Below are 14,296 nucleotides of genomic sequence, written 5' to 3'. Positions count from 1 at the left end.
CTCCATTTTTGAAGCCTCGGTCAAAGCTCATCTCCCCATATGGCATATTCATTGCCACTAGGGTCGGTAAAGTGAAAACGACGACCGCCGGGGAAACTATAAGTTTCTTGCTCAATTTTACCGCCCGCCTCTACCACACGCTGGTAGCTTGCTTCCAAGCTTTCACTTCGCAACACCACGAGGGCGCTACCTTGCTGAGGGCGCATGATTACCGAAGAACGAAAAAAGCCACCGTCGATACCCGCATTAAGTATAGCTGAATAGTCAGGGCCGAAGTCTTCAAATCCCCAACCAAAGGCGGCAGGAAAGAAGGCTTTGGTGCCTTCCAAATCGCTGGCAGGCATTTCAATGTAGTTTATTTTTTCGTTTTGCATGGTTAGCTCTCGGCTACGATGTATGTTTTACACTCTACTTTTGCACGTTAACTTTTTACAAATTAAGACAAACGCCGAGCAAAGGCGAGTAATGGATGTTCCACCTGTTTGTCGCCGAAACGTTCACTTTGGCAGCGGCAGGAAAAGCCGGTGGCGACCGGTGTAGCGTCCGTATGGCGCAGTTCATTTTGCCAGTTGAGCTCAAAAATACGCTGGCTGGTGGCCTTTTGGCTGGCTTCGTGGCCGTAGCTACCGGCCATGCCGCAGCAACCGGTGTTGGGCGTGAGTACCGAAACGCCAATCTGCTCAAACAGCGTTTTCCATGTGTTCTTACTGCCAGGCGCTTGCGTTTGTTCGGTGCAATGCACGAGTAAGCGTAAGCTTTCCACTTCTCTGTTACGGCTGGCTGACTGTTGTGCGGGTAATACTTGTGCCAACCAGTCTTGTACCAGCTGTACATGAAAACGGCCCCTCGCTTCGCCGAGCATATCGCCGTATTCGTCTTTAAAGCAAAGCGTTGTTGCGGCGTCTAGGCCCACTAACGGAATGCCAAGATCGTGCACTTCGTTTAATAAGGCGGCGCTCTGCTCGGCTTCTTGCTTAAACTCAGGCAGGAAACCTTTTACGTGCATGCCTTTACCATTCACAAAGGTTTTCTTACCTGCCTGTTTATGGAAAAACGGCAGCACCACCACGGTTTTGCCCAATCGCTCGGCAACGTCACAGAAAGCTTCAACCAATTGTGGCTCATAACACCAGGTGAAAACATCGGGCACTAGCGCTACAAATGGTGATGGATCAAACATGTCGAGATCGCGCGCATTGGGTTTGGCTTCATGCCAATACAATAGCTTTTCACTGCTGTTACGGCGTGCGCTTAAGCGCGATTCAGTGCTCGGCACGGCAAATTCGGGGGTGTCCACATAGCCCACCCACCTGGCTTGTAGCCATTTCGCCAATGCATTCCGCATAAGAGTATTTGCTAGGCGAGGCCGACGGGCCAAACGCGGTAACACGCGCTCGGCATCGCGTACTAAATAGTCTTTCAATGGGCGTGCATAACGGCTGAAATAATGGGCATAAAAGCGTGACTTGTAGGTTGGAATGTCGACACTCACGGGGCATTGGTTAGCACAGGCTTTACAACTTAAGCAGCTGTCCATGCTGTCGCGCACTTCGTGGGCAAAATCTTGGCTTCTGCCTAGGCTATTAAACTGCCGGCGCAGCCAAGAAAAAGGCTTGGTATCGCTTTCTTGGTTGGTAGAACTATTCACTTGGCGCAACCATTCGCGCAATAGCGTTGCTCGGCCTTTGGGTGAATAACGGCGATCTTTCGTACCTCGATAGCTCGGGCACATGGGTGTGGTGGCATCATAGTTAAAGCACAAGCCATTACCGTTGCAGTCCATCGGCCCTTGCCATTGTTCTTGCACCGCGAGCGGTATTTGTTTGTCGTACCAGCCCCGTTTACGGGCATCTACCGACACTAATGCATCGCGCGACTCCCATGGCGTGCAAATTTTGCCGGGATTTAAGCGGTTTTCGGGATCAAAAGCTGATTTTAACTTGCGCAGTTCCGCAAACAGTTCCTCGCCAAAAAACTCAGGGCCGTATTCCGAGCGATAGCCTTTGCCATGCTCACCCCACATTAATCCGCCATACTTGGCGGTCAGTGCCATTACTTGATCACTCAGTTTACGCACGAGGGCTTCGTCGGCTTCATCTTGCATATTTAACGCAGGCCGAACATGCAGCACGCCAGCGTCTACGTGGCCGAACATGCCGTAATGAAGGTTCTCGGCGTCGAGTAACGCCCGAAACTCCATAATAAAGTCGGCAAGCTTTTCGGGGGGAACTGCGGTGTCTTCTGCAAAAGCGATAGGCTTGCGTTTACCGGGCGTTGCGGCAAGTAAGCCTACAGCCTTTTTGCGCATGCCGTAGATCTTCTGAATACTGGCTGCGTCGTTACAAACTTGATAACCGATCACGCCGGTTTCAGCGGGATCACAAGCGTCTAATGTATCGGTAAGGTCTTTGAGCTTGGTTAAAATCTCGGTGCTGTCGAGCGCTGTAAATTCCACCATATTTATGCCATTCATGGTGTAGCCGTCTACGTCGGTAAGTAAGTCGCTCACTTGGTTCCACACAATGTCTTTGCGCGCTAGGTTTAACACATTGGAGTCGACGGTTTCCACAGAGGTGGCGCGTGCCTTCACCAACGCGGGAGCGTGGCGCAGCGCGGCTTGAAAGTCTTGATACTTTACGTTCACCAGCACTTTTTTGCGTGGGATCGGTGTAATTCTCAGCTTGGCTTCGGCAACAACAGCCAGCGTTCCTTCGGCGCCGGTTAGCAAACGCGACAAATCTATGGTGTCTGCTTCTGCGTTCCAACAATGCTGCAGGTCATAGCCGGTTAAAAAACGATTCAACGGTGGGAACTTGGCTTCAATCTCAGCGCGTTTTTCAACACAACTGGCCAATACTTGTTGGTACAAGCGCCCTTCTGTGGACTGCTGCTTGGCTTTGCTTTCGGCTTGTTGGCGGGGAATCGGCTGGCTTTCTAACAACTCACCAGTAACCAAATAACTACGCAACGACACCACATGGTTGCTGGTTTTCCCATACACTAAAGAGCCTTGTCCGGAAGCGTCTGTACCGATCATGCCGCCAATAGTAGCGCGATTGCTTGTCGACGTATCGGGTGCAAAGAAAAAGCCGTGCGGTGCAAGATACTCGTTCAGCGCGTCTTTCACTACGCCTGCTTCAACCCGCACCCAACCTTCTTTAAGATTGAGTTCAAGAATACGCGTAAGGTAACGGCTTAAATCGATGACTACACCGGGTGTGAGCGACTGGCCATTGGTTCCGGTACCGCCGCCGCGAGGCGAAAACCGAACCTGTTGGTGGCTGGGTTGACTGGCAACACGGAGCAAACACGCCAAGTCGTTCTGGCTCTTCGGGTAAAGCACAGCTTGGGGAAGTTGCTGGTAAATACTGTTATCGGTGGCCGCTACCAGCCGACCACCATAACTTACGTCAATGTCGCCAATGTATCCTGCTGCACTTAAGTCGTCGAGAAACGCCTGAGTGTGTTGTGCTACCTTCGGGAGCTCCTTCGCGACGGGTACGCGTACAGCAGGATTGTGCGTCATAATGCCTTTTACTTACCTTGTAATTGATTGTGAATAAACAGCCACGTGTCAACAACGGTGTCGGGGTTCAGCGACACTGAATCAATGCCTTGCTCAACTAACCATTGGGCAAAGTCTGGGTGATCCGACGGCCCTTGGCCACAAATACCCACGTATTTACCGCGTTTCTTGGCAGTTTGAATCGCCATAGACAACAAAGCTTTCACCGCTTCGTCACGCTCGTCAAACAAGTGTGCAATCAGGCCTGAGTCGCGATCCAAACCAAGCGTAAGCTGAGTCAGGTCGTTCGAGCCAATGGAGAATCCGTCGAAAATATCGAGGAACTGATCGGCAAGTAACGCATTTGACGGTAATTCACACATCATAATTACCCGCAGACCATTCTCGCCTTGGCGCAAACCATGTTTGCCGAGCACCTCAATAACACCGCGCCCTTCTTCTAATGTGCGTACAAATGGAATCATGATCTCAACGTTGGTTAACCCCATGTCGTTGCGAACCCGTTTAATGGCTTCGCACTCAAGCGCAAAACAAGGCTCGAAATCTTCCGACAAATAACGCGAGGCACCACGGAAACCAAGCATTGGGTTTTCTTCTTCTGGCTCGTATTGACGGCCGCCAAGCAGGTTCGCATATTCGTTCGATTTAAAATCCGACATGCGCACAATAACCCGTTCTGGCGCGAAAGAAGCGGCAATAGTGGAAATACCTTCTACTAAGCGACGAATATAAAACTCGACAGGATCCGGGTAGCCGATGATTTGCTCACGAATAGCAGCCTGCATTTCGTCGGTTTGGGCGTCGAAATCTAAAAGTGCTTTCGGGTGAATGCCGATCATGCGGTTAATAATAAATTCTAACCGCGCTAAGCCCACGCCTTCATGCGGTAAAGTGGCGAAGTCGAATGCACGATCAGGATTACCTACGTTCATCATTATTTTTAACGGTAATGCGGGTAAATTGCCCACTTCGCTTTGGCTTACGTCGAAGTCGAGCAAACCGCGATAGATTGAGCCTGTGTCGCCTTCAGCACATGAAACCGTAACATGCTGACCGTCGGCAATGAAATCGGTGGCGTCGCCGCAGCCAACCACAGCAGGAATGCCCAGTTCACGGGCAATAATCGCAGCATGGCAAGTACGCCCACCTCGGTTGGTTACAATTGCTGAGGCCCGCTTCATAATAGGCTCCCAGTCTGGATCGGTCATGTCGGTTACCAGCACATCGCCTGGTTGTACTTGATCCATGTCTTCAATGGAGTCAAGCACGCGTGCAACACCACGTCCAATTTTCTGCCCGATCGCGCGACCGGTCGCCAACACATCAGACTTTTCTTTCAGTGCAAAGCGCTCAATGCTTTGCCCGGTTTCGTTGGAGCGCACGGTTTCAGGGCGCGCCTGAACAATATAAAGTTTACCGTCGTTACCGTCTTTGGCCCACTCAATGTCCATTGGGCGGCCATAATGTTGTTCAATGGTTACCGCTTGGCGAGCTAACTCATGGAGTTCGTCGTCGGTAAGGGAGAAGCGCTTTTGGCGGCCAAGGTCAACGTCTTGCACTTGCACTTGTTTCCCATGCTCGGTGCTACCGGAATACACCATTTCAATTTTCTTACTGCCCATATTGCGGCGAATAATAGCGGGACGGTTAGCGGCAAGCGTAGGTTTGTGAACGAAAAATTCGTCTGGGTTCACGGCGCCTTGTACAACCATTTCTCCGAGGCCCCAAGACGAGGTAATAAACACCACTTGGTCGAAGCCTGATTCAGTGTCGATGGAGAACATTACACCCGATGCTGCCTTGTCACTGCGCACCATGCGTTGAACACCAGCACTTAATGCGACACCACGGTGGTCGTAACCTTGATGCACACGATAGGAAATAGCGCGATCATTAAACAACGAAGCGAATACGTGCTTAATCGCTTCCATCACGTTGTCGATGCCTTTTACATTCAGAAAAGTTTCTTGTTGGCCCGCAAACGACGCATCAGGCATATCTTCAGCAGTTGCTGAACTACGCACGGCAAAACTGGCGTCGTCGCGGCCTTCACTCAGCGTGTCATACGCTTCGCGAATAGCGTGTTCTAATTCGGGTTGAAACGGCGTTTCAATTACCCATTGGCGGATTTGTTGGCCGGCAACGGCAAGAGCTTTTACGTCGTCTACGTCGAGCTTGTCGAGTAGTGCATAAATTTTGTCGTTTACACCGCTTTGCTCGAGAAAGCTGTTGAACGCTTCGGCAGTGGTGGCAAATCCGTTTGGAACAGTAACGCCAGCGCCGGCGAGATTACTGATCATTTCTCCGAGTGACGCATTTTTTCCGCCTACGCGGTTTACGTCGCCCATTCCTAAATCTCTATACCAAAGAACAAACTCTTGCACGTTAGTTTTCCTTGTTTTGTTGTGTAGTTCACATCATAAATGAATGAAAACCTAAATGGTGCTCAGCATTTTACACATTCAAGCCATAAAGGTTAATATCTTCTTTCGCTCACTTGGTTAACCACCCGCATGAAACAAAAGGCGCCCCTATGCGAACAGCATTTTACATTTCAGACGGAACTGCATTAACCTCTGAAACCTTTGGACACGCTATTCTCTCGTTATTTCCCGTAACCGTTCGCCATGTTACTTTGCCCTTCATAGACGACGAAGCAAAGGCACAGCAAGCCGTTGAGGAAATTAATACGGCGTTTGCCGACACGGGTGAAAAACCGCTCATTTTTCATACTTTCATCGACACTAAAATAAAACAAATTATTGTGGCAAGCGACGGCGTGTCTTACGACTTTCTCGACCACTATGTTGAGCCTGTGCAACAAGAATTAGGGCTTTCGCCGCAACCAAGAACAAACCGCACTCATGGTATTCACCAAGACTATATTTTCCGCATCGACGCCGTAAATTACACGCTAGCAAACGACGACGGTGTAACCACGCGTAACTACCACGAGGCCGATATTATCCTAATTGGCGCCTCTCGCACGGGGAAAACCCCAACCTGTTTATATCTTGCTTTGCAATATGGTATTAAAGCCGCTAACTATCCGCTCACCGAAGAAGATATGGCCGATTTGCAGCTGCCTTACGACCTGAAAATGCACCGCCACAAGCTCTTTGGTTTAACCATAGATCCAGAACGCTTACAGCAAATTCGCGATAATCGCCGTGCCAACAGTCGTTACGCGTCTATGGAACAGTGTGTACTCGAAATCGAACATATTGAGAGCTTATACCGGCGCGAAGCCATTCCGTACTTAAATTCAACCCATGCGTCGGTGGAAGAAATAGCGGCAAAAATTATGACCATTGCCAAACTTAAACGCCACCGCTATTAACGAGCCGTAAATTAAACACCGAGCAACAAAAAAGGGGCACAAGGCCCCTTTTTTATTTTTGTTTATTGGTGCTTTCAAATATTTTGTCGGCAGACGCAGCCACAAAGCCGGTGTACATGCCGCCATTGGGTAATTCATAACGGCGGGCAAATTCGTAAAAACAGCTCGGAATTTTCTCCACACGATCACTGAAGCGCACTTCAATTTCATCGGCCATGGTTGAGCTTTGCTCCAAAAATACGTCTGGCGAACCTTTAATTTCACCGCCCGAGGTGTTTAAGGTAAAGCCGGCGTCTTTCAATTGCTCATTTACATGCTCAAGTGTGTCGAAGTCGTGCAGCTGATTCACGCTCACGGTGAAATGGTTTGCACAGAAACCGAAAGCACTTAACCACGCGGCATATTCACTTTCACTTAGCAATTGCTCGTAGCGGCTGTAGTCTAAATTCCAGTGAGTTCCAGAAAATAGAAACTCAGGGCTATTCACCGCATCAACAGGAATCTGCGCCACAATATTTTTCACAAAGCTTTGCAACTCGGGCGAAAACTCTTCTACTAACAGCTCACTGATAAAAATTTTCGGCAGTTCTGGATTGCTGTGTTCGAAATGTTTGGCACGCAGTTTCTTCTGCTCAAAGTGGTAATCGCCGTTGGCAAAATAACCCATGGCTTCAAAATGCTTCGCCAGCGTTTCGAGCTGCACGGGGGCTAAGTTAAAGGTACGGAACGCAACGTGGTCGTTAATAATTGCCGCGCCCTTCCCTAACACTTGGTGTACTTTCGCCGCCGATGGGGTCCGCGAAATATAATCCTGCCATAAGGCTTCAAAAAACTGTTCTGCTGTCATCGACATGGGGCGACTCCTCTACACTCCATAAAATTAACTGTTACGTGCTTTTGCTAGCGACTCTGACACTAAAAAGGCCAGTTCGAGAACTTGATCCGCGTTTAAACGTGGATCGCATTGGGTTTTGTACCGTTGGGCCAAATCGTTCTCTGAAATTTGGTAAGCGCCACCGGTGCATTCTGTCACGTCTTCACCTGTCATTTCGAGGTGAATACCGCCCGCATGCGAGCCTTCGGCTTGATGTACCGCAAAGAACTGTTCTAATTCACGCACAATGGCGGCGAAGTTACGGGTCTTAAAGCCGTTGTCTGTTTTAACTGTGTTGCCATGCATGGGGTCACTCGACCACACTACATGCCGCCCTTCGGCTTGCACACGGCGAATTAAGGCCGGCATACGCTCCGCTAAATGGTCGGCTCCCATCCGGGTAATAAAGGTAATGCGCCCTGCCTTATTGGTTGGGTTAAGCTTGTCGAGTAATTGAATAACGTCGTCTGGCTTGGTACTTGGCCCTAGCTTTACACCAATGGGGTTGTGAATGCCGCGGAAAAATTCAACGTGAGCGTGGTCAAGCTGACGCGTGCGCTCACCCATCCACACCATGTGCGCAGAGCAGTTGTACGGCAAGCCGGTCAGGCTATCTGTACGTGTAAGTGCCTCTTCGTAAGGCAACAACAATGCTTCATGCGAGGTGAACAGCTCGGTTTCGTGAATGGTTGGGTGGGTGTCGGCGGTAATACCCAACACTTCCATAAAGTGCAGTGCTTCCTCAATTTTTTCCGCCAGTTGTTGGTACTTGTTCTTTAACGGATTGGCCTGCACAAAACTCATGTTCCACTTATGCACTTTGTGTAAGTCGGCGTATCCACCACGCGCAAAAGCACGCAGCAAGTTCAAAGTAGAAGCCGAATGGTGATAGGCGTTGATCATGCGCTGTGGATCTGGCTCGCGCTGTGATGCCTCAAACCCTGCCCCGTTAATAATGTCGCCCCGGTAACTCGGTAAGCTCACACCATCTATTGTTTCAAGATCGGCTGACCGCGGTTTAGCGAATTGCCCAGCCATACGCGCAACTTTGGTTACTGGCACTGAACCTGCAAAGGTCAACACAATCGCCATTTGCAGTATTACTTTAAAGGTGTCGCGAATTTTGGGTGCGTTAAAGTCTTGGAACGACTCAGCGCAGTCGCCGCCTTGTAGTAAAAACCCTTTACCTAAACAAACGTCGCCAAGGTGTTTTTCGAGCCGACGAATTTCTTCGGCAAATACCAAAGGTGGGTAGGTTTTCAGTTGTGCTTCTACAGTTTTCAGGCTTTCAGAATTTGGATACTGCGGTTGCTGCTGAACGGGAAAATCACGCCAACTGGTTGGGCTCCACGCTGTCATTTAACACCTTTCTACTACTATTTTTTTGAACGGTTAATTCTAAGGACTCGTGGTTAAAAAAGCAACGCAATACCGCTTATTTTGGGCGTTTCACGTTAATTACCGACCCTAAAGTGGCATAATTTGCACCACCAAGCCGAGCGAGCGGATCCAACTGTTTCGAATCAACATTTAAACGCTGCTTTTGCTCACCATTTGCACCTTCTACTGGCGTTCGTACTGCGCAGTGGTCGCTAATATACACGCGCTCAATTTCTCCAAATACTAAGGTTTGTGGAGCACCTTCTACCTGCTGCAAACTATGAAGTTTGCAGCCGTAGGCCACCGCAACGCCTTTTAACTTGGGTAGAGAAAAGCCTTCAAATTCCTCCAGTTCATGGGCAAACAACTCCAATTCCGAGGCTTCCGCGGGTAAAGTTTTTGCGCTAGCCGTCACCGCTTCGGCATGCTTAGAGGAGGCAATATGCACCACAAAATAGGGATGTTCAGCAATGTTTACCTTGGTGTCTTTCCCCACGCCGTTGTCTTTGTCGCCCACAGAAAACATGAGCAAGGCAGGATCGCTCGATATCGCTGTAAAGTAGGAAAATGGCGCAACATTGTAATGTCCGTTTTCATGCTGGCTGAGTACCCACGCTATTGGCCTGGGTACTAAGGTTTGGGTTACCGTGTGGTAACGCTCGTTTGCCGACAACTGGCTAAAATCGATAATCATCAAAACCGACCTTGTTGTAGGGCTTGAATACGTTTCTCAAGCGGTGGGTGACTCAACAACAGTTCACTTGCCGGCTTTTTACCCCCTTTAATACCAAAAGCAGCAAGGGTACCGTCAAGCTGTGATTCGCGCCCAGAGCGTAACCGATTCAACGCTGCAATCATTTTTTGCGGGCCCACAAGCTTGGCCGCGCCAGCATCTGCTCGGTATTCCCTTTGGCGCGAAAAATACATCACAATAATACTGGCAAGGAAACCAAACAAAATCTCAAATACAATCACTAAACCAAAATACGCAAAGCCTTGGCGGCCGCTTCCCCCTTGCTGGTTGCCCCGCAAGGCATTGTTCACCACACCCGCTAATAGGCGCGCAAGGAAAATTACAAAGGTATTTACCACGCCCTGAATAAGGGTGAGCGTTACCATGTCACCATTCGCCACATGGCTTACTTCATGGGCGAGCACAGCTTCTACTTCGTCTTTTGTCATCGACTGCAACAGCCCAGACGACACGGCCACTAAGGAGTTGTTTCGACTTGGCCCGGTTGCAAATGCATTGGGTTCGGGCGAGTTGTAAATAGCAACTTCCGGCATTTTAATACCCGCTTGCTGCGCTTGGCGAGCCACGGTATTCATCAACCAACGTTCGGTATCGTTGCGCGGTTGCGTTATCACTTGTGCTCCGGTAGAGCGCTTTGCCATCCACTTTGAAATAGCCAAAGAGACAAACGCGCCACCAAAACCAAACAGAGCCGCAAAGATTAATAAGCCCTGAATACTGCCGTACTCCACGCCAAACGCGGCCATGACTATATTAATAACAACACTGAACACCACCAAAATGGCAAGGTTCGTACCTAAAAACAATGCAATACGCTTCATGGAAACCTCTTCTCAAACCATGACTTAAACTAAGCCCTATATGGGACCGAACATGCAGCCTTTCAACTGATTAAACGTAAAAGCGAAGATTTTTGATCTTCCGCACATCAACCATTAAGCTAAGCGCCACCTCAATGGCATAGACCCCGAAAAACAACAAGGATTCCCATGCTAAACCTTTTATTAATGAGCAGTTCGAAAGCCGCAAACCCCAACTACCTCGCGCATGGCCAGCATTGGTTAAAGCAACACTTTTCTGGGTGTAACGTGCTTTTCATTCCGTACGCTGGCGTTTCCATTCAAGCCCATGACTATAGCCAGAAAGTAGCCAATGCGTTGGCTAGTGCAGGAATTTCGGTACAAGGCATTGAAGCTTTTCGTAACCCCGTAAAGGCAATTGAAAATGCAGACGCTGTTGCTGTGGGTGGCGGAAATACCTTTATGTTGCTGCACAAACTCTATGAAACAGGCTGTTTCGACGCGCTGAAGCGGCGTGTACAAGGCGGTATGCCCTATGCTGGCTGGAGTGCAGGTTCAAATATCGCCGGCCCCAGTATTCGCACAACTAACGACATGCCAATTATTCAACCGCGTTCCTTCACTGCCCTAGGCTTTGTACCTTTTCAGCTAAACCCTCACTTTACCGACGCAATGCCAGCAGGTCACCACGGTGAAACCCGGAGTGAGCGTATTGCCGAATTTATGCACGTAGACAACCATACGCCCGTAATTGGCATTGCCGAAGGCACAGCGTTAAAAATAACGGGCAAGCACATGAGCCTACTTGGCGATTGCGACGGTGTGGTATTTTCTAACCATCAGCGCCAAACACTCAAGGCCGGCGAATCTTGTTCTCAGTGGCTCTGAGCGCTCAACGTGCGTGCGGCACAGCCGCGCGCCTACCAGCCTAAGCGTTCAGTAAAGCCGAGATTCGCTGCCAGCCAAGCCTGCTCTGCTTCGTTTGATAAAAAGTAAGGAATCTGTGCCACACATGGTGCATTGATGGCTTGTTGCAAGTACTGAACATTGGCCTCTGCTTCCGCCATCGGTGTGGACTGACATTGGTTGGCAATCCAACCGACACAAGTTAATCCACGCTCTCTAATGTTGTGGTAGCTCAACATAGCGTGGTTTAAACAGCCTAACCGCATGCCCACAACTAGGATCACAGGGAACTGCTGAGCTTCTACCCAGTCTGCCATGGTTTCCTGTGCATTGAGAGGTAATAGCCAGCCACCCGCGCCTTCTATTAAACCCATCGCAGCGCCGGCCTGTTTACATGCACTCTGCCATGTCGCAAACGCCCTGTTTAAAGCGCCACTATTCAATACACAATTCTCATAAGCAGCAGCGATATGAGGTGCAATGGCGGCTTCTAACGCAAAGGGATTTACCTGCTCGTAGGGTAAATCAATCGACATCGCCGCTTGCAACGCTAAGGCGTCTTCATTCTTTAAGGTCGGGCGCGTATTCGCCAGCTCATCCGAAACGCGTTCACAACCAGCGGCGATAGGTTTCCAAGCCGCAGTTTTTTGCCGCGTTGAAAAGTCTTTTAACATCAGTGTAAGGGCTTTTGTTTTCCCTATCTCGGTGTCTGTACCTGTTACAAATGCGAATTTCATGATTACTTTTTATCAACACCTTTTCTCAAAAACCAAGCGCGCAACCTCATAATTCAGAGGGATTGCACCATGTTCTCGGTATTTTTCAATTTCGCGATAAAGCTGAAAAAGCCAGTTTTTCGTTTTCAAACCATGGCCGCTACGAGAACTGCTTTGTTCCGCATTACTTTCTTGCATACGCGCATTGGCACCAATCTGTTTAAGGCTTTCCAATAACGCTCTCGGGCTCTCATGCTCAGTAACCAGCGAATGGATTTCCGCGTTCACAACAGAAAATCCGAGGGCTGCTGCATGATGCGACCACACCGAGAGTTCCGGGTATTGATTGCTATGATTGAGTAACCCCTGTTGATGCAACGCCGTTAATAAGCCAGTGCTGCCTTTGACGAGGGTTGTAAAGAGCAAACGGCCACCTGGTTGCAAAACCCGCATTGCTTCTGTCAAAACCTGCTTCGGCGACTCACACCACTGCACCGCCATATTAGAGTAAATGAAATCCACCGTATGGTCGGCAAAGCACAGCGCTTCGGCGTCGCCTTGAAGCCAATACACAGCACCGTCAGTGGTCGTTTGCTTGGCTATCTTCAACATTTCGGCGGAAATATCTACCCCCCAATAAACGTCGCAGTAGTGGCGCAACATGGTTGTATGCACCGCAGGGCCACAACCAAGATCGAGTAATACGTTACAGGGCCGTAGAAAAGGTTGAATTAGAGCAGCGGCTTGCGCCTGCAAACTACTACTGCCAAGCTCGCGGTAGCAATAATTGGTGTAATTCACCGCTTGGCGACCAAAGGCGCAGGAAACCGCCTGTTTAAACTCCACAACACGCCTCCTGTAATTCAGGATAACGATCAAAAATGTTCTTGAGGCTCGAAAAGAGCCGTTGATAACTCTCGTCACGCTGATGATTTGTGAGGGTAAAACGTAATCGCGCTTCATTCGGCGGTACTGTAGGTGGCCGAATGGCGGTACAGAATATCCCCTGGGCTTGCAATAATTGGCTTAACGTTATGGCATGGGCGTTACTGCCCACCCACAGCGGCTGAATGGCGGTATTCGATGGCATAATCTTTAACTTTAACTGCGCGGCACCTTGTTTAAAACTCGCAATATTAGCCTGTAACTGCGTTTGTAGCGCAGACTCAGAGCGCACCAAGTTGACACTTTTCTGTATTGCAAAGGCTTGAGCTGCAGACATGGCGGTACTGTAGATGTAATCCGGCGCCAGCTGAACTAAGCTTTCAATCCATGCTTTCTGCCCAACCACAGCCGCACCGTGAAGCCCCAATGCTTTGCTAAAGGTAATTGTACGAACCGGAATAGACGCTGCTTGTTCCTTAGTAACACTGCCACAGCCCTGCTCGCCATAGCAGCCAATACCGTGAGCGTCGTCAACGAACACTAACGCATTGGAATTTTCTAATAGAGCCAGAATTTCGGCAATTGGAGCGCCATCACCGTCCATGCTAAAGACACCCTCAGTAACAACCAGCGGCGCGGCGGTTTGGTTTAACTGCTCCGCCTTGGCGCATTGTTGGCTCAAATGCGCCAGATCATTGTGGCGAAAACGAAGTGGTCGTTCCCCCGCACCGGCATAAATAGAGGCGTGACAAAGACGATCAAGCACCGGTTGATACCCTTGCTTACGGGCAAGGTTGATTACACTTTGGTTCGCAGCAAAGCCGCTGGAAAATAGCAATGCGGCTTCTGCGTTTAGCCATTCACAGAGTTGTGCTTCTAGCGCTTCATGGGGCCCCTGGTATCCGCTGGTTAATGGGCTCCCACCGGACCCCGTTCCCCAACGCTGCAGCCCTTGCTGAAATGCACTAACAATTGCTTGGTTACGGCTCAAGGCTAAATAGTCATTGGAAGCAAAATTTAGGCTCGGATCCACAGTTTCGCTATTGCTTCGCACTCGCCATAACGCCTGTTGCTGTCGCTGGGTGCGAAGTTGCTGGTAACCCTGCATACGCCTT

At 49.6% G+C, this 14,296-nt stretch carries 12 protein-coding genes; 2 read left to right on the top strand and 10 right to left on the bottom strand.

Translation table 11 applies throughout. The features are described 5' to 3' along the window. Positions 1 to 20: 20 nt before the first annotated feature. The 3 genes from DQW12_RS00840 to ppsA all read right to left on the bottom strand — a co-directional run bounded on the left by DQW12_RS00840 (position 21) and on the right by ppsA (position 5,910). A complete protein-coding gene (locus DQW12_RS00840) occupies positions 21 to 374 on the bottom strand; it encodes a VOC family protein (RefSeq protein ID WP_113905825.1) in 354 nt (117 codons plus the stop codon). 62 nt (positions 375 to 436) lie between these two features. Beyond that, the gene (ydiJ, locus tag DQW12_RS00835; RefSeq protein WP_113905824.1) at positions 437 to 3,526 is read right to left on the bottom strand and encodes a D-2-hydroxyglutarate dehydrogenase YdiJ; all 3,090 of its coding nucleotides are present in this window, start codon (positions 3,524 to 3,526) and stop codon (positions 437 to 439) included. Positions 3,527 to 3,534: 8 nt separating this feature from the next. After that, the gene (gene ppsA, locus DQW12_RS00830) at positions 3,535 to 5,910 is read right to left on the bottom strand and encodes a phosphoenolpyruvate synthase (protein ID WP_113905823.1); all 2,376 of its coding nucleotides are present in this window, start codon (positions 5,908 to 5,910) and stop codon (positions 3,535 to 3,537) included. 149 nt (positions 5,911 to 6,059) lie between these two features. On the opposite strand from ppsA, the gene ppsR reads away from it, so the two are divergent. Then, positions 6,060 to 6,866, top strand: a complete 807-nt coding sequence (gene ppsR, locus DQW12_RS00825; protein ID WP_113905822.1) for a posphoenolpyruvate synthetase regulatory kinase/phosphorylase PpsR — start codon at positions 6,060 to 6,062, stop codon at positions 6,864 to 6,866. Positions 6,867 to 6,918: 52 nt separating this feature from the next. Here the strand turns inward: ppsR and DQW12_RS00820 are convergent, their stop codons facing one another. The 4 genes from DQW12_RS00820 to htpX form a co-directional block, all read right to left on the bottom strand. Further along, positions 6,919 to 7,719, bottom strand: a complete 801-nt coding sequence (locus DQW12_RS00820; RefSeq protein WP_113905821.1) for a DUF1338 domain-containing protein — start codon at positions 7,717 to 7,719, stop codon at positions 6,919 to 6,921. 27 nt (positions 7,720 to 7,746) lie between these two features. Beyond that, positions 7,747 to 9,099, bottom strand: coding sequence for a class II 3-deoxy-7-phosphoheptulonate synthase (locus DQW12_RS00815; protein WP_113905820.1), 1,353 nt, complete (start codon positions 9,097 to 9,099; stop codon positions 7,747 to 7,749). Positions 9,100 to 9,175: 76 nt separating this feature from the next. Then, the gene (locus DQW12_RS00810) at positions 9,176 to 9,814 is read right to left on the bottom strand and encodes a flavin reductase family protein (protein WP_113905819.1); all 639 of its coding nucleotides are present in this window, start codon (positions 9,812 to 9,814) and stop codon (positions 9,176 to 9,178) included. Beyond that, a complete protein-coding gene (htpX, locus tag DQW12_RS00805; RefSeq protein ID WP_113905818.1) occupies positions 9,814 to 10,695 on the bottom strand; it encodes a protease HtpX in 882 nt (293 codons plus the stop codon). The genes DQW12_RS00810 and htpX overlap by 1 nt, the downstream gene beginning before the upstream one ends. Before the next feature lie 168 nt (positions 10,696 to 10,863). On the opposite strand from htpX, the gene pepE reads away from it, so the two are divergent. Next, entirely contained in the window at positions 10,864 to 11,562 is a 699-nt protein-coding gene (gene pepE / locus DQW12_RS00800) for a dipeptidase PepE (RefSeq protein WP_113905817.1), read from the top strand. Positions 11,563 to 11,594: 32 nt separating this feature from the next. Here the strand turns inward: pepE and bioD are convergent, their stop codons facing one another. The 3 genes from bioD to DQW12_RS00785 are packed head-to-tail and all read right to left on the bottom strand — an operon-like array spanning position 11,595 to position 14,289. Continuing rightward, positions 11,595 to 12,317 (bottom strand): dethiobiotin synthase, encoded by a 723-nt coding sequence (bioD, locus tag DQW12_RS00795; RefSeq protein WP_113905816.1) that lies wholly within the window; start codon positions 12,315 to 12,317, stop codon positions 11,595 to 11,597. Positions 12,318 to 12,329: 12 nt separating this feature from the next. Next, positions 12,330 to 13,142, bottom strand: a complete 813-nt coding sequence (locus tag DQW12_RS00790) for a methyltransferase domain-containing protein (protein WP_157957805.1) — start codon at positions 13,140 to 13,142, stop codon at positions 12,330 to 12,332. Further along, on the bottom strand, positions 13,132 to 14,289 hold the full coding sequence (locus tag DQW12_RS00785) for an aminotransferase class I/II-fold pyridoxal phosphate-dependent enzyme (RefSeq protein WP_113905814.1): 1,158 nt from the start codon (positions 14,287 to 14,289) through the stop codon (positions 13,132 to 13,134). Before DQW12_RS00785 ends, DQW12_RS00790 begins: the two co-directional genes overlap by 11 nt. Positions 14,290 to 14,296 lie beyond the last annotated feature (7 nt).

This window comes from Aliidiomarina celeris, assembly GCF_003316875.1.
GTDB lineage: Bacteria > Pseudomonadota > Gammaproteobacteria > Enterobacterales > Alteromonadaceae > Aliidiomarina > Aliidiomarina celeris.
Note: the sequence above shows the minus strand (reverse complement) of the source record. Positions and strands in the feature narration are given on the sequence as shown.